This window comes from Kineosporia sp. NBRC 101731, assembly GCF_030269305.1.
In the GTDB taxonomy this organism is placed as follows: Bacteria; Actinomycetota; Actinomycetes; order Actinomycetales; family Kineosporiaceae; genus Kineosporia.
The window spans coordinates 67,558-82,490 of the sequence record NZ_BSTC01000020.1 but is presented as its reverse complement, the minus strand read 5'-3'; the positions used below and the strand labels follow the sequence as shown (position 1 = coordinate 82,490).

The following is a 14,933-nucleotide window of genomic DNA, read 5'->3' as shown; positions in this document are numbered from 1 at the left end:
CCGATGAGTGCGCCTGCTCTGGCGGATGCTTCGGCGTGATCCGTTTCGTTCATGAGATCTGCTGACTGGCGCATTCGTTTGCCGTGACCTGGGTTCAAGCGCGCCCCAAGACCGTGACCGCGTGGCAGCACAAGGCTCATGACGCAACACCTGCCGGTCTGGGATCCGCCTGTGGCTCCACAGTATTCGACGGCGGGACCTGTAAGTAGGCCGCAGTTGGCACGTTATGGCGACGAATCGTGAAAGTCGATCAAGGAGGCTCGATGCACGGGAATCTCACGCAGCGCGAAGTAGCAGCGCTGGGAGAAACGCTGAACCTGGCCGATGGCCATGCCTTCCGGGCGTGGACCGACCAGGAAAACGCTCTGGTCGACCGGCTGCCGTCGTTGTTCCGGCAGGACGACCGGCTGCGGCTGAACGACATCACCGAAACCTATTTTGAGACGTTCTTCGGACTCTCGGGCCAGACACTCGATCGGCAGGCCGGTGCGAGGTTCCCCTGTTTCACGGCATCGTCGGGAATTGAGCTGATCGCTAACCACCTGCGTCTGGCGGGTAAGTCGGTCACGCTGATCGAGCCGTGCTTCGACAATCTCAAGGACATCCTGCGCCGCCATCAGGTTCCCTTGACGCCGTTGCCTGATGACGTGCTCCAGGGGGATGCGCAGGCGCTGGAGGAGCGCTTGGACTCGATCGATACGGACGTTCTGTTCCTGGTCAGCCCGAACAACCCGACTGGGACCACGGTCTCGGAGGCCACGCTGATCCAGATCCTGAATTTCTGCTCCCGGCGCGGCGTGATGCTGATCCTGGACACCTGCTTCCGGTTCTACCAGCCCGACGCCGATGTCTATGACCAGTACAAGCTCCTGATCGATGCTGACATCGACTGGATCGTCATCGAGGACACCGGCAAGACGTGGCCCACCCTGGAGATCAAGGCCCCGTTTCTTTCGGTCAGCCGGCGCCTGGCCGCGGATATCGACCACATCAACTCCGACTTCCTGCTGCACGTGTCTCCCTTCGCGTTGCGGCTGCTGACCGGGTTCCTGGAGCTGTCGGGTGCCGATGACCGCGACGCGGTCCGGGGCCTCGTGCGGCACAACCGTGGCCTGCTGCGCGAGGCCTTGGCCTCGACGTTCCTGACACCCGTCGAGCAGCCGTTCATGAGTGTGTCCTGGCTGCGTATCGACCCTGAGCTGCGCGGCGAGCTGACCGGCCAGGACGTCACCCAGGACCTGGCCCAACAGGGCATCCATGTCCTGCCGGGCAACGACTTCTTCTGGTCCGACGAACGCCTGGGCGATCCCTACGTGCGCGTCGCTCTGGTGCGCGACACCTCGACCTTCACGCAAGCTGCCGACGTCATCCGGCACGTATGTGCGCGTGACCAGCGCATCCGGCAGCGGTCTGCGTGAGCGTCAGCAGGGGCCGCAGCCTGACCGCGGACGTGGAACCGTACGCGCACGTGCGTCTGGAGGACGATGTCCGCGAGTCGCTGCAGAACCTGCGCGCTCACCGTCCAACGCTCCAGCAGCGCATCCAGATGATCGAGCACAGCGCCCGGGTCGGGGTAGAAGTCTCGTTCCTCGGGTTCCCCGCGGCCTCCGCGCTAGAGGCAAGCCACTGCCAGCAACTGGTCACGCACCTAGCCAGCGCCGCCTTGCCGGTGCAGCCGGTACTCATGGCCCGCGCCCTGATCGCCGATCTGCGGGCAGTCCTGGAGATCCAGCAACGAACCGGTACCGCGGTCACCGCGGACCTATTCATCAGCACCAGCCCGATCCGGCAAGCCGTCGAAGGCTGGGACCTTCGGGACATGCTCCAGCGCATCCAGGCCGTGGCTGCACAAGCCGAACGGGAGGACCTGGCCTTCCGGATCGCGTTCGAGGACTCCACCCGCACCCCGCCAGCTGATCTGAGCGTCTGCGTCCAGGCGGCCCTGGACTGCGGGGCCCGCACCATCGTCCTGAACGACACCGCCGGCGCTTGCCTGCCCACACTCGCCCGCGAGCACGTCGAGTTCGTGGCCGACACGATCCGCGCCGCCGGGCACACACTGACCTGCGACACCCCCACCGACCACTCCACCATCACATCGAGCGGTACCAGGGCAGTGCCCGCCCGCCGAAGCGAGCCCAGCGGCGAAATCGAGCTGGCCTGGCACGGTCACAATGACATGGGCCTGGCCCTGGCCAACTCCCTGGCCGCCGCCGAAGGAGGCGCCCGGCTGATCAGCGGCACGTTCCTGGGGATCGGGGAAAGGGCCGGCAACCTGGCCCTTGAACAGATCATTGTCCTTCTGGACAACCAGCGCTCGCCTGCCACCGTAAGCACCGAAGGCACCGATCGGGTCGACGAGAACCCGCGATACGACCTGAAGGCGCTGCCAGCGATGTGCGAACTCGTCTCGCAGAGCCTGCAGATTGAGATACCCCGGCACCAGCCAATTGTCGGCCAGGACGTGTTCTCCACCGCTACAGGCACACACGCCGCGGCCGTCGTGAAAGCAGGCCGCCTGGGACCACAGGCGCAGGACGAGATCTACTCAGCGGTGCCCGCACAGGCCCTGGGGCGCCACCAGCAGTTGCTGATCAACGCCAACAGCGGTCGCGCGGGGATCGCTCAGGTCCTGCGGGAACTCGGGCTGCCCTACGACGAGGCGACCATCAGCGCTGTCCTGGCCAGGACTCAGACCCAGTCAGGACTTCTGTCCGCCGACGACCTGAGCCAGGTCACGGCAGCCGTTCCGATCCCCTGAGCGCTCGGTTTGCAAGGAACCAGGAACTGGGCACAGCACCAGCGCCCGGTCGGACCTGAAGGAACCCGCGTCAGCCCTCATGAGAACGAAAGTCAATCCAGGTCAGTGCAGGTCGGTCCCGGATCGTTCGGTGCGTGCCGGCCTGCCTGACACCCAGGAAGGAGTCAGAGATGAAACTGCCCGCAGCCCGGGGCCCGATCAGCCAGGAGCTGTTCGAGGCGCTGCCGGGGACGGTGGGGCGTCTGCCTGCCGGTCTCACCGACCTCGTCAGGAGCGACCCGGAGCCCGATGCTCGCGTGTCGGAGGACATCCAGATCTGCCTGTTCGTCTGCTACGGCCTGCACTACGACGGCTTCGACGACGTGGACGAGCACTGGGAATGGGACCCGGCTCTCCTGGCCGTGCGTGCTGCACTGGAAGTGGCCTTCGAAGACGCCCTGCTGAGCAGCGTGACCGCGCCAACGCCCGCAACCATCCGCAGAGGACCGCCAGCTCCGCCAGTCGGCGAGAGGGGGGCGCTATCCGCGAGTGATCTGCCGGTGCATCTGCTGGAGATGGCTTCCCCGGCTCATGGTTCGGCGATGGATGCGTTCGCTCACAAGACGGCAAGCATCGAACAGTTTCGTGAACTGGTGACCCACCGCTCCATCAAGAACCTGCGCGAGGGTGACCAGCACACCTGGGCGATCCCGCGCATCACCGGCCGCGCCAAGAGCGCACTGATCACCATCCAGGCCGACGAGTACGGCGGAGGGCGGCCCGGGTGGACCCACGCCGAGCTGTACGCGCAGATGATGCGCGGACTGGACCTGGACCCGACCTACGGCGCGTACATCAACCAGATCCCAGCCGTGTCCGTCGCTGCGGTGAACATCATGTCCCTGTACGGCCTGCACCGGCGCTGGCGAGCGGCACTGCTGGGCAACCTGGCGGTCATCGAGATCGGCTCCTCGATCGCCAACCGCCGCTACAGCGAGGGCCTGGCCCGGGTGGGTGCCAGCGCCGCGGCCCGGGCCTTCTACGACGAGCACATCGAGGCCGACGCCGTCCACGAGCAGATCGCCGCCCATGACATGTGCGGCGCCCTGGCCCAGGAACACCCCGAGCAGCTGGAGACGATCCTGTTCGGCGCCACCAGCACGATGAGCCTGCGCAGCCTGTACGGCACCGCCGTCCTCCAAGCATTCACGCAGGGTCGCACCTCCCTGCTCGCCACCACCACCGCAGCATGAGCGAAAACCCCCCACCGGAGCCAGACGTGAGCATCACCGTCTACCCCGGTGGCCCCCTCATCGTCCGCGGAGCATTTACCCTCCAGAATGCTGACCTGGAGCCGATCGATCCACGGCGTCAGGTCGTGGCCCTGTGCCGATGCGGTCTGTCTCGCCGAAAGCCGTTGTGCGACGGCACTCACGCGCTCAGCCCACCTGAGGCGAACCGCACCTGAATCATCGCCAAGGCGTCAGATGCACCCGCCCGCGCCCCGCCGGCACTGGGCGTCAGCACCCTCTCGAACCTCAGTTTGTCCGCACCGAGCGGCACCCACGAACGTCGGAGGCAGCTATGACCCTGATTCACACACCCCCACTCGCGCGGTCTCTCACCCAGGACGACGGCGCCGTCGTCGTGGCCTGGGCCGACGGCCGGCGCAGCGTCTTTCACCACTTCTGGTTGCGCGATAACTGCGCCTGCGCCACGTGCGGACCGCACGACAGCGGCGCCCGACTGCAGCGCCTGCTCGATATCCCGGCTGAGATCGCCCCGGCCAGCGCGAGCCTGGAGGCGGGCACGCTGCGGATCGTCTGGAACGACCCGCACGCCCACGTGTCCATCTACGAGGGGACCTGGCTGCGCGATCACGCGTACAGCCCCGAGTCCCTGCGCCAGGTCCGCCGCCACCCTAAGACCCTGTGGGATGCGACCCTCCCGCAGTGGCCGGGCGTCGAGTGGGACGACGTGCTGAACAGCGAACAGGCCCGCTGCGACCTGCACTCCCACGTCGAGGAGTACGGATTCGTTCTGGTGCGTGGCCTGGGCACCGACCTGGACACCATCGAGACTCTTGCCAATCAGACCGGTTACATCCGTGAGACGCACTATGGGCGTTTCTTCGACCTGATCACCCGCGCCAAGCCCGTCATCGTGGCTGACCTGGCCGGCCCTCTCCTGCCGCACACTGACGAGGCCTACCGGGGCGTGCCGACCGGGATCAACATGTTCCACTGCATCCGCCCCAGCGAAGACGGCGGAGGAGACACCCAACTGGTGGACGCCCACCACGTCGCCGCCCTGCTGGCCGCCCAGGATCCCGAGGCCTACGACCTGCTGACCAGCACGCCCGTGCGCCACGAGCGGCGCATCGAGGGCCAGAGCATCGTCGCGGACGTGCCGCCCATCCTGCTCGACTCGAACGGTGAGGTACTGGAGGTGCGTCTGAACGAGCGCACCATGAGCAGCCTCGACGTGCCCGCCGAGAACATGCTGCCCACCTACGCGGCGCTACGGCAGATCTTGAGCATCGCGTACGCGCCGGAGAACCGGATCGGGTACAACCTCAAGGCCGGCGAGGCGCTGCTGACGGACAACCTGCGGGTTCTGCACGGGCGCACCGGCTACAACGGAGACCGCCACCTGCGACAGACCCAGGTCATGCGCGATGAATTCTTCGCCAAAGGCCGGGCACTGCGCGAACGCCTGCGTCCCCAGCCGGCTGACCAGGCGCAAGCCCCACAGGCGACCTCCATTGATCTCGACAGCCAGGCAGGCACCCAGAGCAGAGACCAGGTGAGCCGCTGATGCGACTGGTCACCTACGTCCGTGGCGCAGGCACGTCCGTCGGCGTCATCCGCGCACCCGGACCCGGCGTATACACACCCGAGACCCGGCTCGGTATCTCTCGTGGCCCGCACCCACGGACCGTGCCACAGCATGTCCTGGACCTGAACGTCCTGGCCGGACGCGACTGGCTCACCGACGTCGGCGACCTCCTGGCCTGCGACGGATGGCGCGCTCAGGTGCAGAGGCTGGTGAACGCGGCGGAAAGCAACATCCGTCTGGGCGGCTTGGACGGGGCATCGGCGTTCCTGCGGTCCCTGCCTGATCTGACCATGTGTGCGCCCGTGCTGCGCCCGACGAAGGTCATCGGGGTGGGCCTGAACCACCGATCCTTCGTGGAGGGCATCGGACAGCAGATACCTCTGCACCCGGAGCTCTTCCACAAGACGTCCTCAGCGCTGATCGGGTCTGGGACATCGATCCAGGTCCCCGCCGCATCTCGTCAGGTCGTCCCCGAAGGGGAGGTCGCGGTGATCATCGGCCGGGCCGGGCACGACATCCCCGAAGAACAGGCCGCCGCTCACATTGCTGGCCTGACCTGCGCCAACGACCTCAGCGCACGGGATCTGGAGTTCCGCACCACGCAGTGGAGCTCAGGAAAGATGTTCCCTACCTCGTGCCCGCTGGGCCCGTACCTGGTCACCACCGACGAGTTCCCCGATCTGGACGATCTGCGCCTGAGCACGCTCCTGAACGGGCAGATCATTCAGTCCGGGTCCACGAGCGACCTCGTGTTCGGCCTGAGCTCCCTCATCAGCCGCATCTCACAACTGACGCAGCTGGAGATCGGAGACGTCATCCTCACCGGCACCCCATCGGATCTGGGAGCGGTGAGCGACCCGGTGTTCCTGCGCGAGGGTGACGTCGTCGAGGTCCACGTCGAGGGCCTGGGAACCCTGCGCAACCCGGTTGAGGATCGCGCCGACCAGGCAACCAGATCTGTCAGACTGCCGGACACCAGCGACCACAGCGCCCAGGATGCGCACGCCATGTGAGGAACAGCGTTGATCGAGGGAAAGACAAAGATCATTGTGCCCGGTCCCGAGACCGGCACCGTGCTGCTGGAGTCGAAAGACTCCCTCACCGGAGGGGATGCCGCCCGCGTGGCCGCGATCCCCTCCATCGGGATCCTGAAAACCACCCAGACCGTCAACGTCTTCGAGCTCCTTACCGAAGCGGGCATCCCGACCGCATTCATCCGCCAGGCCGACGAGCGCACCATGCTGTGCTGGTCCTGCGACATGCTGCCCGTCGAGTTCGTCCTGCGCCGTCGCCCCTGGGGCAGCTACCTCAAACGGCACCCAGATCATTCCCTCGAAACTCATTTCGAGGATTTGGTGGTGGAACGTTTCCACAAGCGGGCCATGGTGCTGCCCCCGGCCAGCGAGCAGCCCCGGGTGATGGACGAAGGCGATGCTCGTGCCGAGTACCTGCGCGAGGGCATCTGGGCCGAAGGCGTCTACACCGACCCACTCATCAAGGTCACCGGCCAGACCTGGACGCTCCTGCCGCCTAAGCAGCCGTTCAACGCTGAGGGCCCCAGCCTGGACATCCCCGCACCGATCACCGAGGAACAGGACACGTTCATCGTCGAGACCCTCCTCAAACCGGCCTTCCTGGCGCTGGAGAAAGCCTGGGCCGGCCTCACGACGCAGGACGGCCCGATCGCCCTGATCGACTGCAAGTTCGAGGTCGGCGTCCGCACATCCGATGGCGCCCTGATCCTGAGCGATGTCATTGACAACGACTCCTGGCGCATCTGGCCCGGGGGTGACCCGGGTAAGCAGCTGGACAAGCAGGCATTCCGCGACGGTGGAACCCCAGAGGTGATCGTAGAGCTCTACCGTCAGGTCACCGACCTGACCAACCGATTTCACGGCATGGCCCGGTAACTCACCCGGGCACCCAGCTGGTTGCTTCTACATCGACGTCGCACCTACGAACGCCCAATCCGCAACGGCCCGTCTGCTCTCGATCCTTAAGAGCAGACGGGCCGGCGAGTTCGGTCTCGCGGCGCCCCCACGTTAGGTCCTGCGACTCGATTGTTTCGCCTCTCCGGGCGGGTCGGCCGCGGGCTGACAACCGCGGTTCAGCTCACCCGGAGATGGCCAGCCGTCCTGTGGAAGCGCCACGAGCCATTTTGGACCCAGCTGGAGCGGGTTAAGCGCCTGAATAACGATTGCAACCCCTACGCATGACGCCAGCTCCCGGGGCCTCTGCGGAGAGGCAGCGTCAAGCTGGGTTCGTCATCATCGTGTTCTGTCCGCCGTGAACCGGGAAGAGCACGGAGGGAACACTGCTGGCGCAACTACGCCGCTGCCAAAGCCTCGTCGACGACTGACCTGCATCCTTCTCCCAGGTGGAGGATCGGGTCCGTCTCGGCGGAAGTAGGTTCTCCCCTTAGCGCCCGGCCTGCGACCGACTGGCTGCATCCACCGGTAGAAGACACGAGGCCTCCCTCATGTGCTCTGGGACGGTGGTTGAGGAGCCGACGACGATGAGGGGCGTCGTCCCCTTGCCCAGGCTGACGAACCGCGCGCGCTCACTGGTGGTGGCCTGTTCCAGGGCGGTGTCGAGGATGGCCTGGCAGGAAACGGTGGGGATGAGCGTGCTTCCCCGGGCTTCCCAGTTGGCGATCGTTCGGGGAGCAACGCCCAGATGGTGGGCGAAGTCCAGGACCGATCGACGCAGGGCGAGACGTAACGCTGCGGCTTCCTGACCGCTCCACCGCGTCACCGTCACCAGATCTTCGGGGCAGTTCATCTGCGGCTCCCGGTGATGACCGCTCTGACCCGTCGTCGGGCCCGGTCCTTCGGCCGACCCGTGCTGGGCCTGACGGCCAGCTCCAGCAGGTCCCGTCGCTCCTGCTCGCTCAGCGTGTGAGGGCCCACCTCCAGCGACTGCGAGTCCTCCGAGCGGAACACGCTGAACCTGACTTCGCCCTTGCCGCTGACAATTTCGAGGTTTCCCCGCCGGTGGGCCTGCTCCTGGTCTTCGGTGTAACCGGTCAGGTACTCGGCCATCCTGTCGCTAGTGATCCAGGCGACCTCGCGGGCATCGTAGACAACCCTCAGCGCCTGCCTGCGGGGCTTGAACCGCACCGTCCCGGGCCTGCCGTCGACCGACCGGACGGCGACTGCTAGTCCTAGGAACATCTGAGTTCTCCCCGTGGCATAGGGCTGGGCTGGCTGAGTGGGGCCTGCTGGGAGGTGTGGGGCATCAGTGAGCGCTCCGCACCGCCACCTCGCTGGCGGGCGCTCGCGGGCTGGGCCTGCTGGACGGGCCGGGCTGCTTGGAGCCGGCCTCGATCGCGGCGGTCAGGGCGTCTAGGAACTTCTGGTCGAACCTGCCAGTGCGGTGTTGGAAGTGATCCGCGGCTATCTTCCAAAATTCCCGGGCGGCTGGTGTTTGCAGCAGGGAGCTGGTGTTGGCGCGGAAGCCCTTCCACGTCTGCGCGCCCGTGCGCAGCATCGTGTAGTGGTACATCACCCACAGATTCAGGTACATGTGCTGCCGGTCCAGGCCAGGGAAAACGGCCTCACTGAGTTCCGGGTCGGCCATCACTTTCTCGATGAGGCGCTCCTGGAAGTTACGGGCGGCCCACAGCGCATCGGAGCGGATCTTGTACGCCGCGAGTACCGTCAGCGCAACCCCCGAACCGGCCATGACGGCGGTGCTGGCGGCGATCGTGGATGGCATCTTCACGCGAAACTCCTGGATAGAGAACATGGATGCGGGCATGGCGGTGTCTGTCTCGGCGGCCGGATAGGCGTCGACGGGTCGGGCGCCGGGACGGGTGGAGGGTGTCGGCGGGTGACTGTCACCCGACCCGGCGCTGATTTCCAGGGGCTCTTGCTCCTGGCCTGTGGGGTGCACGTTGCACCGTGGGGGTCGATGCCCGGCCTGGTTTGAGTGGTGGGCATCGACCCCCGCAGGTCTCGCCGATCCACTCATTCCCCGATGCGAGGATCAGCGAGCTGGGTAAGCCGTCCGCCGCGGCCAGCGGAGGGATTCTGGCCGCGACGGACGGCGCTTCATGGGGATCGTCGGTGGGTGGAGTACATGGGATCGACGCGCCCAGTCCGTGGGCGCGGCCGGAGGTCCTGCCGTTCCCACGACGCGCTGGAGTTGGCTGCCAGCGTCACTATGAGCACGCGGTTGTGCAGTGGGGGTGCCGCCCACGCTACGTGCGAGACACCCTGGATGTGAGTCAGCAGGTCGGGCAGGTCCAGGCCATCGGGCACCTGCGTCGAGGGCAGTTGCACGATGATCTGATGGGCGGGCGTCTGCGTCATCATCAGCGCGTGCAGGCTGTAGTTGTCCAGCTCCCGGGCGATCCGGGCCTTGGCTTCTACGGGGTTCAGCATCGTTGCCTCCCTTGAGGCATCGCGGTGCTCGGGACTGCTGGGGGCGTGTGGTGCTCGGTACCCGCCCGCGCGGCGCAGTGATGGGCGCCGGCGACGGCCGAGTGGGGCCTCGGAGCCGCGCGTAGGAAAGGCGCTGCGCCGAGGCGACTTTGAGTTTGTGCGGGTCGCGTCGCGGAGGCTGAAGTTGCGGCGTTCCCCGGGATTCGATCGTTCGGGCCCGTTTAGGCGGCGCGGCTCCGCTGCTGAGGGATTCGCCGGATCGGGTCTGAGCTGTCTGGGCTGGCACGGCGGGGAGCGCTGAGGCGGGCCTGCGCCCGCATGAACGCCACCATCGTTGCTATGCGTGACAAGGGTGCGTCGCGGTGCTCAAGCGCCCTGCCGATACAGGGCCAGGCAGTGCGGCACTGGGGGCAGATGCCCAGCACGTTACAGTGACTGCTCACCGTCGGTCCCTTCCGTTGACCTCAGGGTGACTGACTATGCGCCAACTGTGCTCTCACTCTGCGTACTTGTTAAGAGTCCACATTGGACCCCCTGAAGTGGACCCCATGATGTGAACCGCCCCGTATGAACCGACCAGAGCGAACCGACAAGTAATGGTCTGGTCCGATCTGAACCCCTACACTCAGCGAGCTATGGGGCACACGACGCAACCCAAGAGGAGCGTTCGCCGCTCACTGGCCCGCCAGGTCCGTGCACTACGCGAGAGTGCGAAGCTCTCGCACAAGGACCTCGCTGATACCGGCGCCGGCTCGGTGTCGAAATGGAAGCGCATCGAGAAGGCCGAGACCCGGCCCAGCCCCGGCGACATCCTGCACCTGTGCCGCATCGTCGGCGCGGATGAGGAGACCACAGCCAACTTGGAGGCGATGGCCAAACAGGACGAGCAAGTCACCTGGTACGTAGAGCTGGCCAAGGGCCTGCCCAACGACCGAGCGTTCTTCACCTTGCTAGAGCTGGAGGCCTTCGCCACCAGCGTCGATGTCTTCGGACCGATACTCGTGCCAGGCCTGGTGCAGTCCCGCCGCTACCAGATCGCCCAGTTCAAGACCGCCCCGGACGGTTTCGCCGAGGAGACCATCGAGCGTCAGGTGGCGGTTCGCACCAGACGCCAGGAAGCCATTGCTGCAGCGGACCTGTGCGTCGTGATCGGTGAGGAAGCCCTGAACCGGCAGGTCGGCGGAGCAGAAGGTCTAAACGAGCAGATCGCCTACCTGCGCGAACTGGCCGCCCGGCCCAATGTCGATATCCGGGTGCTGCCGTTCTCCACCGGCGCGCACCCTGGAGGTAAGGGTGAATTCGCCTTGCTGGGGTTCTCCACTGAGTCGCAGGAACCACCGATCCTCTACACCGATGGATACCTGGCCGCGCAATACTCTGCGGACGCCGAGGCCGTGCACAACGCGCGCCGTAGGTTCGACATCATCAAGGCAATGTCCGTAGCTTTCGAGGAGCACCTGCAATGCGCGAAATGAAGATCGACTTCTTCAAGGCGTCGGCCAGCGCCGACAACAACGCCTGCGTGGAGATGGGCCTGACCACGGAGGGCACCGTGCTGCTGCGTGACTCCAAGCAGCACGGCCAAGGCCCGGTCCTGGAGTTCACCCCCGGCGAGATCGCCGCCCTGATCGACGGCGCCAAGCGCGGCGAGTTCAACAAACTGCTCGGCTAAGCAGCCTGTTCCAGCTGCTACCCCGTAACACAGGCGCGCCCCTGGCTATCTGTAGTAGCCAGGGGCGAGCTGCTGCCCACGTCGGCTCACGGTATCCGGACCGGACTCGGTTTTAGTCCCGATGCCCACATTCATGGTGGCTGGCAGCGGTGCGCGGACGCTGGGCTCACCTGTCACACCTAGCTCAAGGAAACAATGCCGGCCTCCAGCTTCTGGTCCTGGCACGCGCGCTGACCGCGCTGAAACTGTCCGGGTCGCGCTCACCGGGGCGGTACGTTCGTCACTTCGTCGGGCCCCAGCTCGCCGAACACCAGCCGGCCAAGGACGGCGGAAAAGCAGAGAAGAGCAGCCAGGACGGCCACCGCCTCTCATCCGACCCATGAGGAGTCCTTGTGCCCCCCCTCTCTCCCCGCACCCTCCAGCCGCCCGGCCGATGAACTCCGTGAGGACATGGTCACGGTCCTGAGGGAAAAGGGCGTCGTGCGCTCGCCCGAGATCATCGGGGCCCTGCGCGTGGTTCCCAGGCATCTGGTCCAGGGGGTCGACACCGCAGTGATGTACGACCCGTTCAAGGCTGCGGTCACCAAGCGCGACGCGGACGGGGGCAGCCTGAGCTCGGTGTCCGCACCCCACATCCAGGCCTACCAGCTGGAACAGGCGCAGGTCCGCCCGGGACAGCGGGTTCTGGAGATCGGTTCCGGCGGGGTGAACGCGGCCTACCTGGCCGAACTCGTCGGCCCGGACGGGCTGGTGGTCACGATCGACATCGACGAGGACGTGACCGCCCGCGCCCGCCAGTTCCTGACCGCCACCGGATACGACCAGGTCCAGGTCGTCACCGGTGACGCGGCCTTCGGCGTGGCCCAGTTCGCCCCATTCGATTTGATCCTGGCTACCGTGGAGACCACGGACATACCCCAGGCGTGGTGGGAGCAGCTGAGCCAGGCCGGCAGAATCGTGGCCCCGATCCGGTGGCGTGGCCAGCGCCGCACCGTCACCCTCGTGCGGCGCGGCGAGAACATGATGGTCGCTGAAGACATCGCACAGGCCGGGTTCGTAGCGATGCAGGGTGCCGGAGAGCACCGGGAACAGCCGGCAGTCCTGCACGATGTCCCCGGCCAGCGGGTGGCCCTGCGCCTGGACGACGGTATGCAGGTCAACGTCGAGGCCCTCAGGAAGTCTTTCCTCGGGGAGCAGGCCATCCGGTGGGCAGGGGCCATGCTGCGTGGGCAGAAGTCGTACGCGTTGCTGGACCTGTGGCTGGTCACCGTGCTCGACGTCGCAGTGTTGACCGGGGACTCCGGAGCGCACGAGGCGGGACTGATTCCTGCGCCCTCGCCCATCGGCATCGGCTGGCCGGCGCTGGTCGAGGGCTCCACCATGGCCTACCGCACCCAGCGTGCCACCGACGTTGCTGATGAGTGGGAGATCGGGATCATCGCCCACGGGCCCGCCGGGCAGGACCTGAGCGAACGCTACGCCGCCGCGATCGCGGCGTGGGACCCGCAGGCGCGTCCGAGCCTGATCGTCACCCGCCACCAGCAGCCGGACGTTCCCCAATGCACCCACCGCAGCGTGAGGAGGCCCACCAGCACGTTCACGATCTCCTGGCCGTAGCCGTCCAGAAGCGACAGGCAGGTCCTGGAGCAGCACGGGTCCAGCAGTTGTGCCTCTGGCTTTCCAGACGGGCGGGATCCACACGAGCGGGCTGGACTCGTCCTCAGCTCAAAACATGAAGACAGCGAAGATGCCGACGGTTACGACGAATCCACGGTCGGGCCGTATTCGTGCCGGTGGCAGGTTCCGCGCACACTCCCGGTCAGCGCACCGGGACACACGCGACCTACCGGTACGGCGGCGTGACCGCTGCGGATTTCGCTGGTCTGGACCCGTTGCGGAAGCGGCCTTGCCCGGAAGCGGTACGCAGGGCCCAGTAGGTTAAGACCAACAAAAACTGTTTCCTGCCAGGGTTAATCGCTGAGAAGGGCCTACTCATGCTTCCCGTCGAAACCTCCTGCACGGCACCGGGGTCTGACCCGTCAGCAGGAGGTGATCGGGAAAGCGAAGGGCTTCGTGGTGCGCTGGTGTCTCAGCTCATCCAGGAGAGCTGGCTGACATCAGCAACTGTCGAGCGGGCTATGCGGACTGTTCCTCGGCATCTGTTCGTTCCCGGGGCTTCGCTGGAGGCGGCGTATGCGCAGGACACCGTCGCGATCAAGCAGGACTCGCAGGGGCGGGTGATCAGCTGCGCCTCGCACCCGGCCATCGTCGCGCAGATGCTCGAACAACTTGACGTCCAGCCCGCCCATCGCATTCTCGAACTGGGAACTGGCACCGGGTACAACGCCGGCCTCCTGGCCTTCCTGGCCGGCCCGGAAGGGCTGGTGACAACGGTGGACGTGGACGACGATCTCGTGGACCAGGCCCGAACACATCTCACCGCAGCCGGATTCAGCAACGTCAGCGTGGTCATGGGCGATGGCGCCCTCGGTCACCTCGCGGGGGCGCCCTACGACCGGATCGTTGCCACGGTGGGCGCCCATGGCGTACCCCGCGCGTGGTTCGACCAGCTCGCTGAGGGCGGCAGGCTACTCACCCCGCAGCGTTTGCGCGGTAGCGTCTGCCGCTCCCTCGCCTGGGAACGTGATCCCGCACGAGCAGGCTCCTGGGTATCGGTGAGCAGCGAGATGAACACGTTCATGCCTCTGCGCAAGGGCGTCGCGGACGACGCCCAGATTCCCGTCCCCCTGACCGAGGATGGACGCGTGGCCCTGCAGACCCACCCGGAGCATGACCTGGATGCCAACGCGTTCACGGGCGTCCTGACGGGCCCTCGTGCCCAGGTCTGGACCGACGTGCGGGTGGAGGGCATGGAATCGCCAGAGTGGATGGAGCTATACCTGACTCTGACCCTGCCCAACGGCCTGAACCGGCTCATCTACGATCCGTCCGCGGTCAAGGACGGGCTCCTGGCCGAGAGTCCCTACCGCAGCTCGGGTGCCACCTTCACCGACACGAGCATCGCCTACCTGGTACAGCGCCCCTCAACGACCACGAGCCCTGAAGGACGTAAACTCTGGGACTTCGGCGTTGTCGCACACGGACCGGACCGCTCGCAGCTGGCCGAGCAGATGATCACGGCCCTGAACGCATGGAACACCGAATGCCGTCCCCGCACAGCCTCGTTCCGACTGCGACACACCATCCCCAACGACGAAACCCCACATACCGTCCGAACCGACAGCACTTTCAGGATCAGGACCCCACTCAACGAGATCGATGTCGTGTGGGCATAGCG

Annotated in this window: 15 protein-coding genes; 11 read left to right on the top strand and 4 right to left on the bottom strand. The window is 66.3% G+C overall.

Going from position 1 to position 14,933, the window contains the following annotated elements; genetic code table 11:
- The first annotated feature begins 263 nt into the window (after positions 1-263).
- From QSK05_RS33370 to QSK05_RS33345, 7 genes are all read left to right on the top strand, one after another.
- Positions 264-1,418 (top strand): pyridoxal phosphate-dependent aminotransferase, encoded by a 1,155-nt coding sequence (locus QSK05_RS33370; protein WP_285601402.1) that lies wholly within the window; start codon positions 264-266, stop codon positions 1,416-1,418.
- Positions 1,415-2,761: a hydroxymethylglutaryl-CoA lyase-like TIM-barrel protein gene (locus QSK05_RS33365; protein WP_285601401.1), complete on the top strand. Its 1,347-nt coding sequence runs from the start codon at positions 1,415-1,417 to the stop codon at positions 2,759-2,761. The genes QSK05_RS33370 and QSK05_RS33365 overlap by 4 nt, the downstream gene beginning before the upstream one ends.
- Positions 2,762-2,931: 170 nt before the next feature.
- Complete coding sequence (locus tag QSK05_RS33360) at positions 2,932-3,993, top strand: iron-containing redox enzyme family protein (RefSeq protein WP_285601400.1); 1,062 nt, start codon at positions 2,932-2,934, stop codon at positions 3,991-3,993.
- Entirely contained in the window at positions 3,990-4,208 is a 219-nt protein-coding gene (locus tag QSK05_RS36570; protein WP_352303517.1) for a CDGSH iron-sulfur domain-containing protein, read from the top strand. Before QSK05_RS33360 ends, QSK05_RS36570 begins: the two co-directional genes overlap by 4 nt.
- A gap of 116 nt (positions 4,209-4,324) precedes the next feature.
- Entirely contained in the window at positions 4,325-5,557 is a 1,233-nt protein-coding gene (locus tag QSK05_RS33355) for a TauD/TfdA family dioxygenase (protein ID WP_285601399.1), read from the top strand.
- A gap of 122 nt (positions 5,558-5,679) precedes the next feature.
- Complete coding sequence (locus QSK05_RS33350; RefSeq protein ID WP_285601398.1) at positions 5,680-6,591, top strand: fumarylacetoacetate hydrolase family protein; 912 nt, start codon at positions 5,680-5,682, stop codon at positions 6,589-6,591.
- A gap of 9 nt (positions 6,592-6,600) precedes the next feature.
- Complete coding sequence (locus QSK05_RS33345; protein WP_285601397.1) at positions 6,601-7,488, top strand: phosphoribosylaminoimidazolesuccinocarboxamide synthase; 888 nt, start codon at positions 6,601-6,603, stop codon at positions 7,486-7,488.
- A 508-nt stretch (positions 7,489-7,996) separates the two neighbouring features.
- Here the strand turns inward: QSK05_RS33345 and QSK05_RS33340 are convergent.
- The 4 genes from QSK05_RS33340 to QSK05_RS33325 form a co-directional block, all read right to left on the bottom strand.
- Positions 7,997-8,359 (bottom strand): hypothetical protein, encoded by a 363-nt coding sequence (locus QSK05_RS33340; protein WP_285601396.1) that lies wholly within the window; start codon positions 8,357-8,359, stop codon positions 7,997-7,999.
- Positions 8,356-8,751 (bottom strand): hypothetical protein, encoded by a 396-nt coding sequence (locus QSK05_RS33335; RefSeq protein ID WP_285601395.1) that lies wholly within the window; start codon positions 8,749-8,751, stop codon positions 8,356-8,358. The genes QSK05_RS33340 and QSK05_RS33335 overlap by 4 nt, the downstream gene beginning before the upstream one ends.
- A 64-nt stretch (positions 8,752-8,815) precedes the next feature.
- Positions 8,816-9,472, bottom strand: coding sequence for a DUF6082 family protein (locus QSK05_RS33330; RefSeq protein ID WP_285601394.1), 657 nt, complete (start codon positions 9,470-9,472; stop codon positions 8,816-8,818).
- A gap of 158 nt (positions 9,473-9,630) precedes the next feature.
- The gene (locus QSK05_RS33325) at positions 9,631-9,963 is read right to left on the bottom strand and encodes a hypothetical protein (protein WP_285601393.1); all 333 of its coding nucleotides are present in this window, start codon (positions 9,961-9,963) and stop codon (positions 9,631-9,633) included.
- 635 nt (positions 9,964-10,598) lie between these two features.
- On the opposite strand from QSK05_RS33325, the gene QSK05_RS33320 reads away from it, so the two are divergent.
- The 4 genes from QSK05_RS33320 (at position 10,599) to fxlM (QSK05_RS33305) (ending at position 14,931) form a co-directional block, all read left to right on the top strand.
- Complete coding sequence (locus QSK05_RS33320; protein WP_285601392.1) at positions 10,599-11,438, top strand: helix-turn-helix domain-containing protein; 840 nt, start codon at positions 10,599-10,601, stop codon at positions 11,436-11,438.
- A complete protein-coding gene (locus QSK05_RS33315; protein WP_285601391.1) occupies positions 11,426-11,635 on the top strand; it encodes a DUF397 domain-containing protein in 210 nt (69 codons plus the stop codon). The genes QSK05_RS33320 and QSK05_RS33315 overlap by 13 nt, the downstream gene beginning before the upstream one ends.
- 390 nt (positions 11,636-12,025) lie before the next feature.
- Positions 12,026-13,252, top strand: a complete 1,227-nt coding sequence (gene fxlM / locus QSK05_RS33310; RefSeq protein WP_285601390.1) for a methyltransferase, FxLD system — start codon at positions 12,026-12,028, stop codon at positions 13,250-13,252.
- 377 nt (positions 13,253-13,629) lie between these two features.
- Positions 13,630-14,931 carry a methyltransferase, FxLD system gene (gene fxlM / locus QSK05_RS33305; RefSeq protein ID WP_285601389.1) on the top strand — a complete coding sequence of 434 codons (1,302 nt, stop codon included), beginning with the start codon at positions 13,630-13,632 and terminating at the stop codon, positions 14,929-14,931.
- The last annotated feature ends 2 nt before the right edge of the window (positions 14,932-14,933 follow it).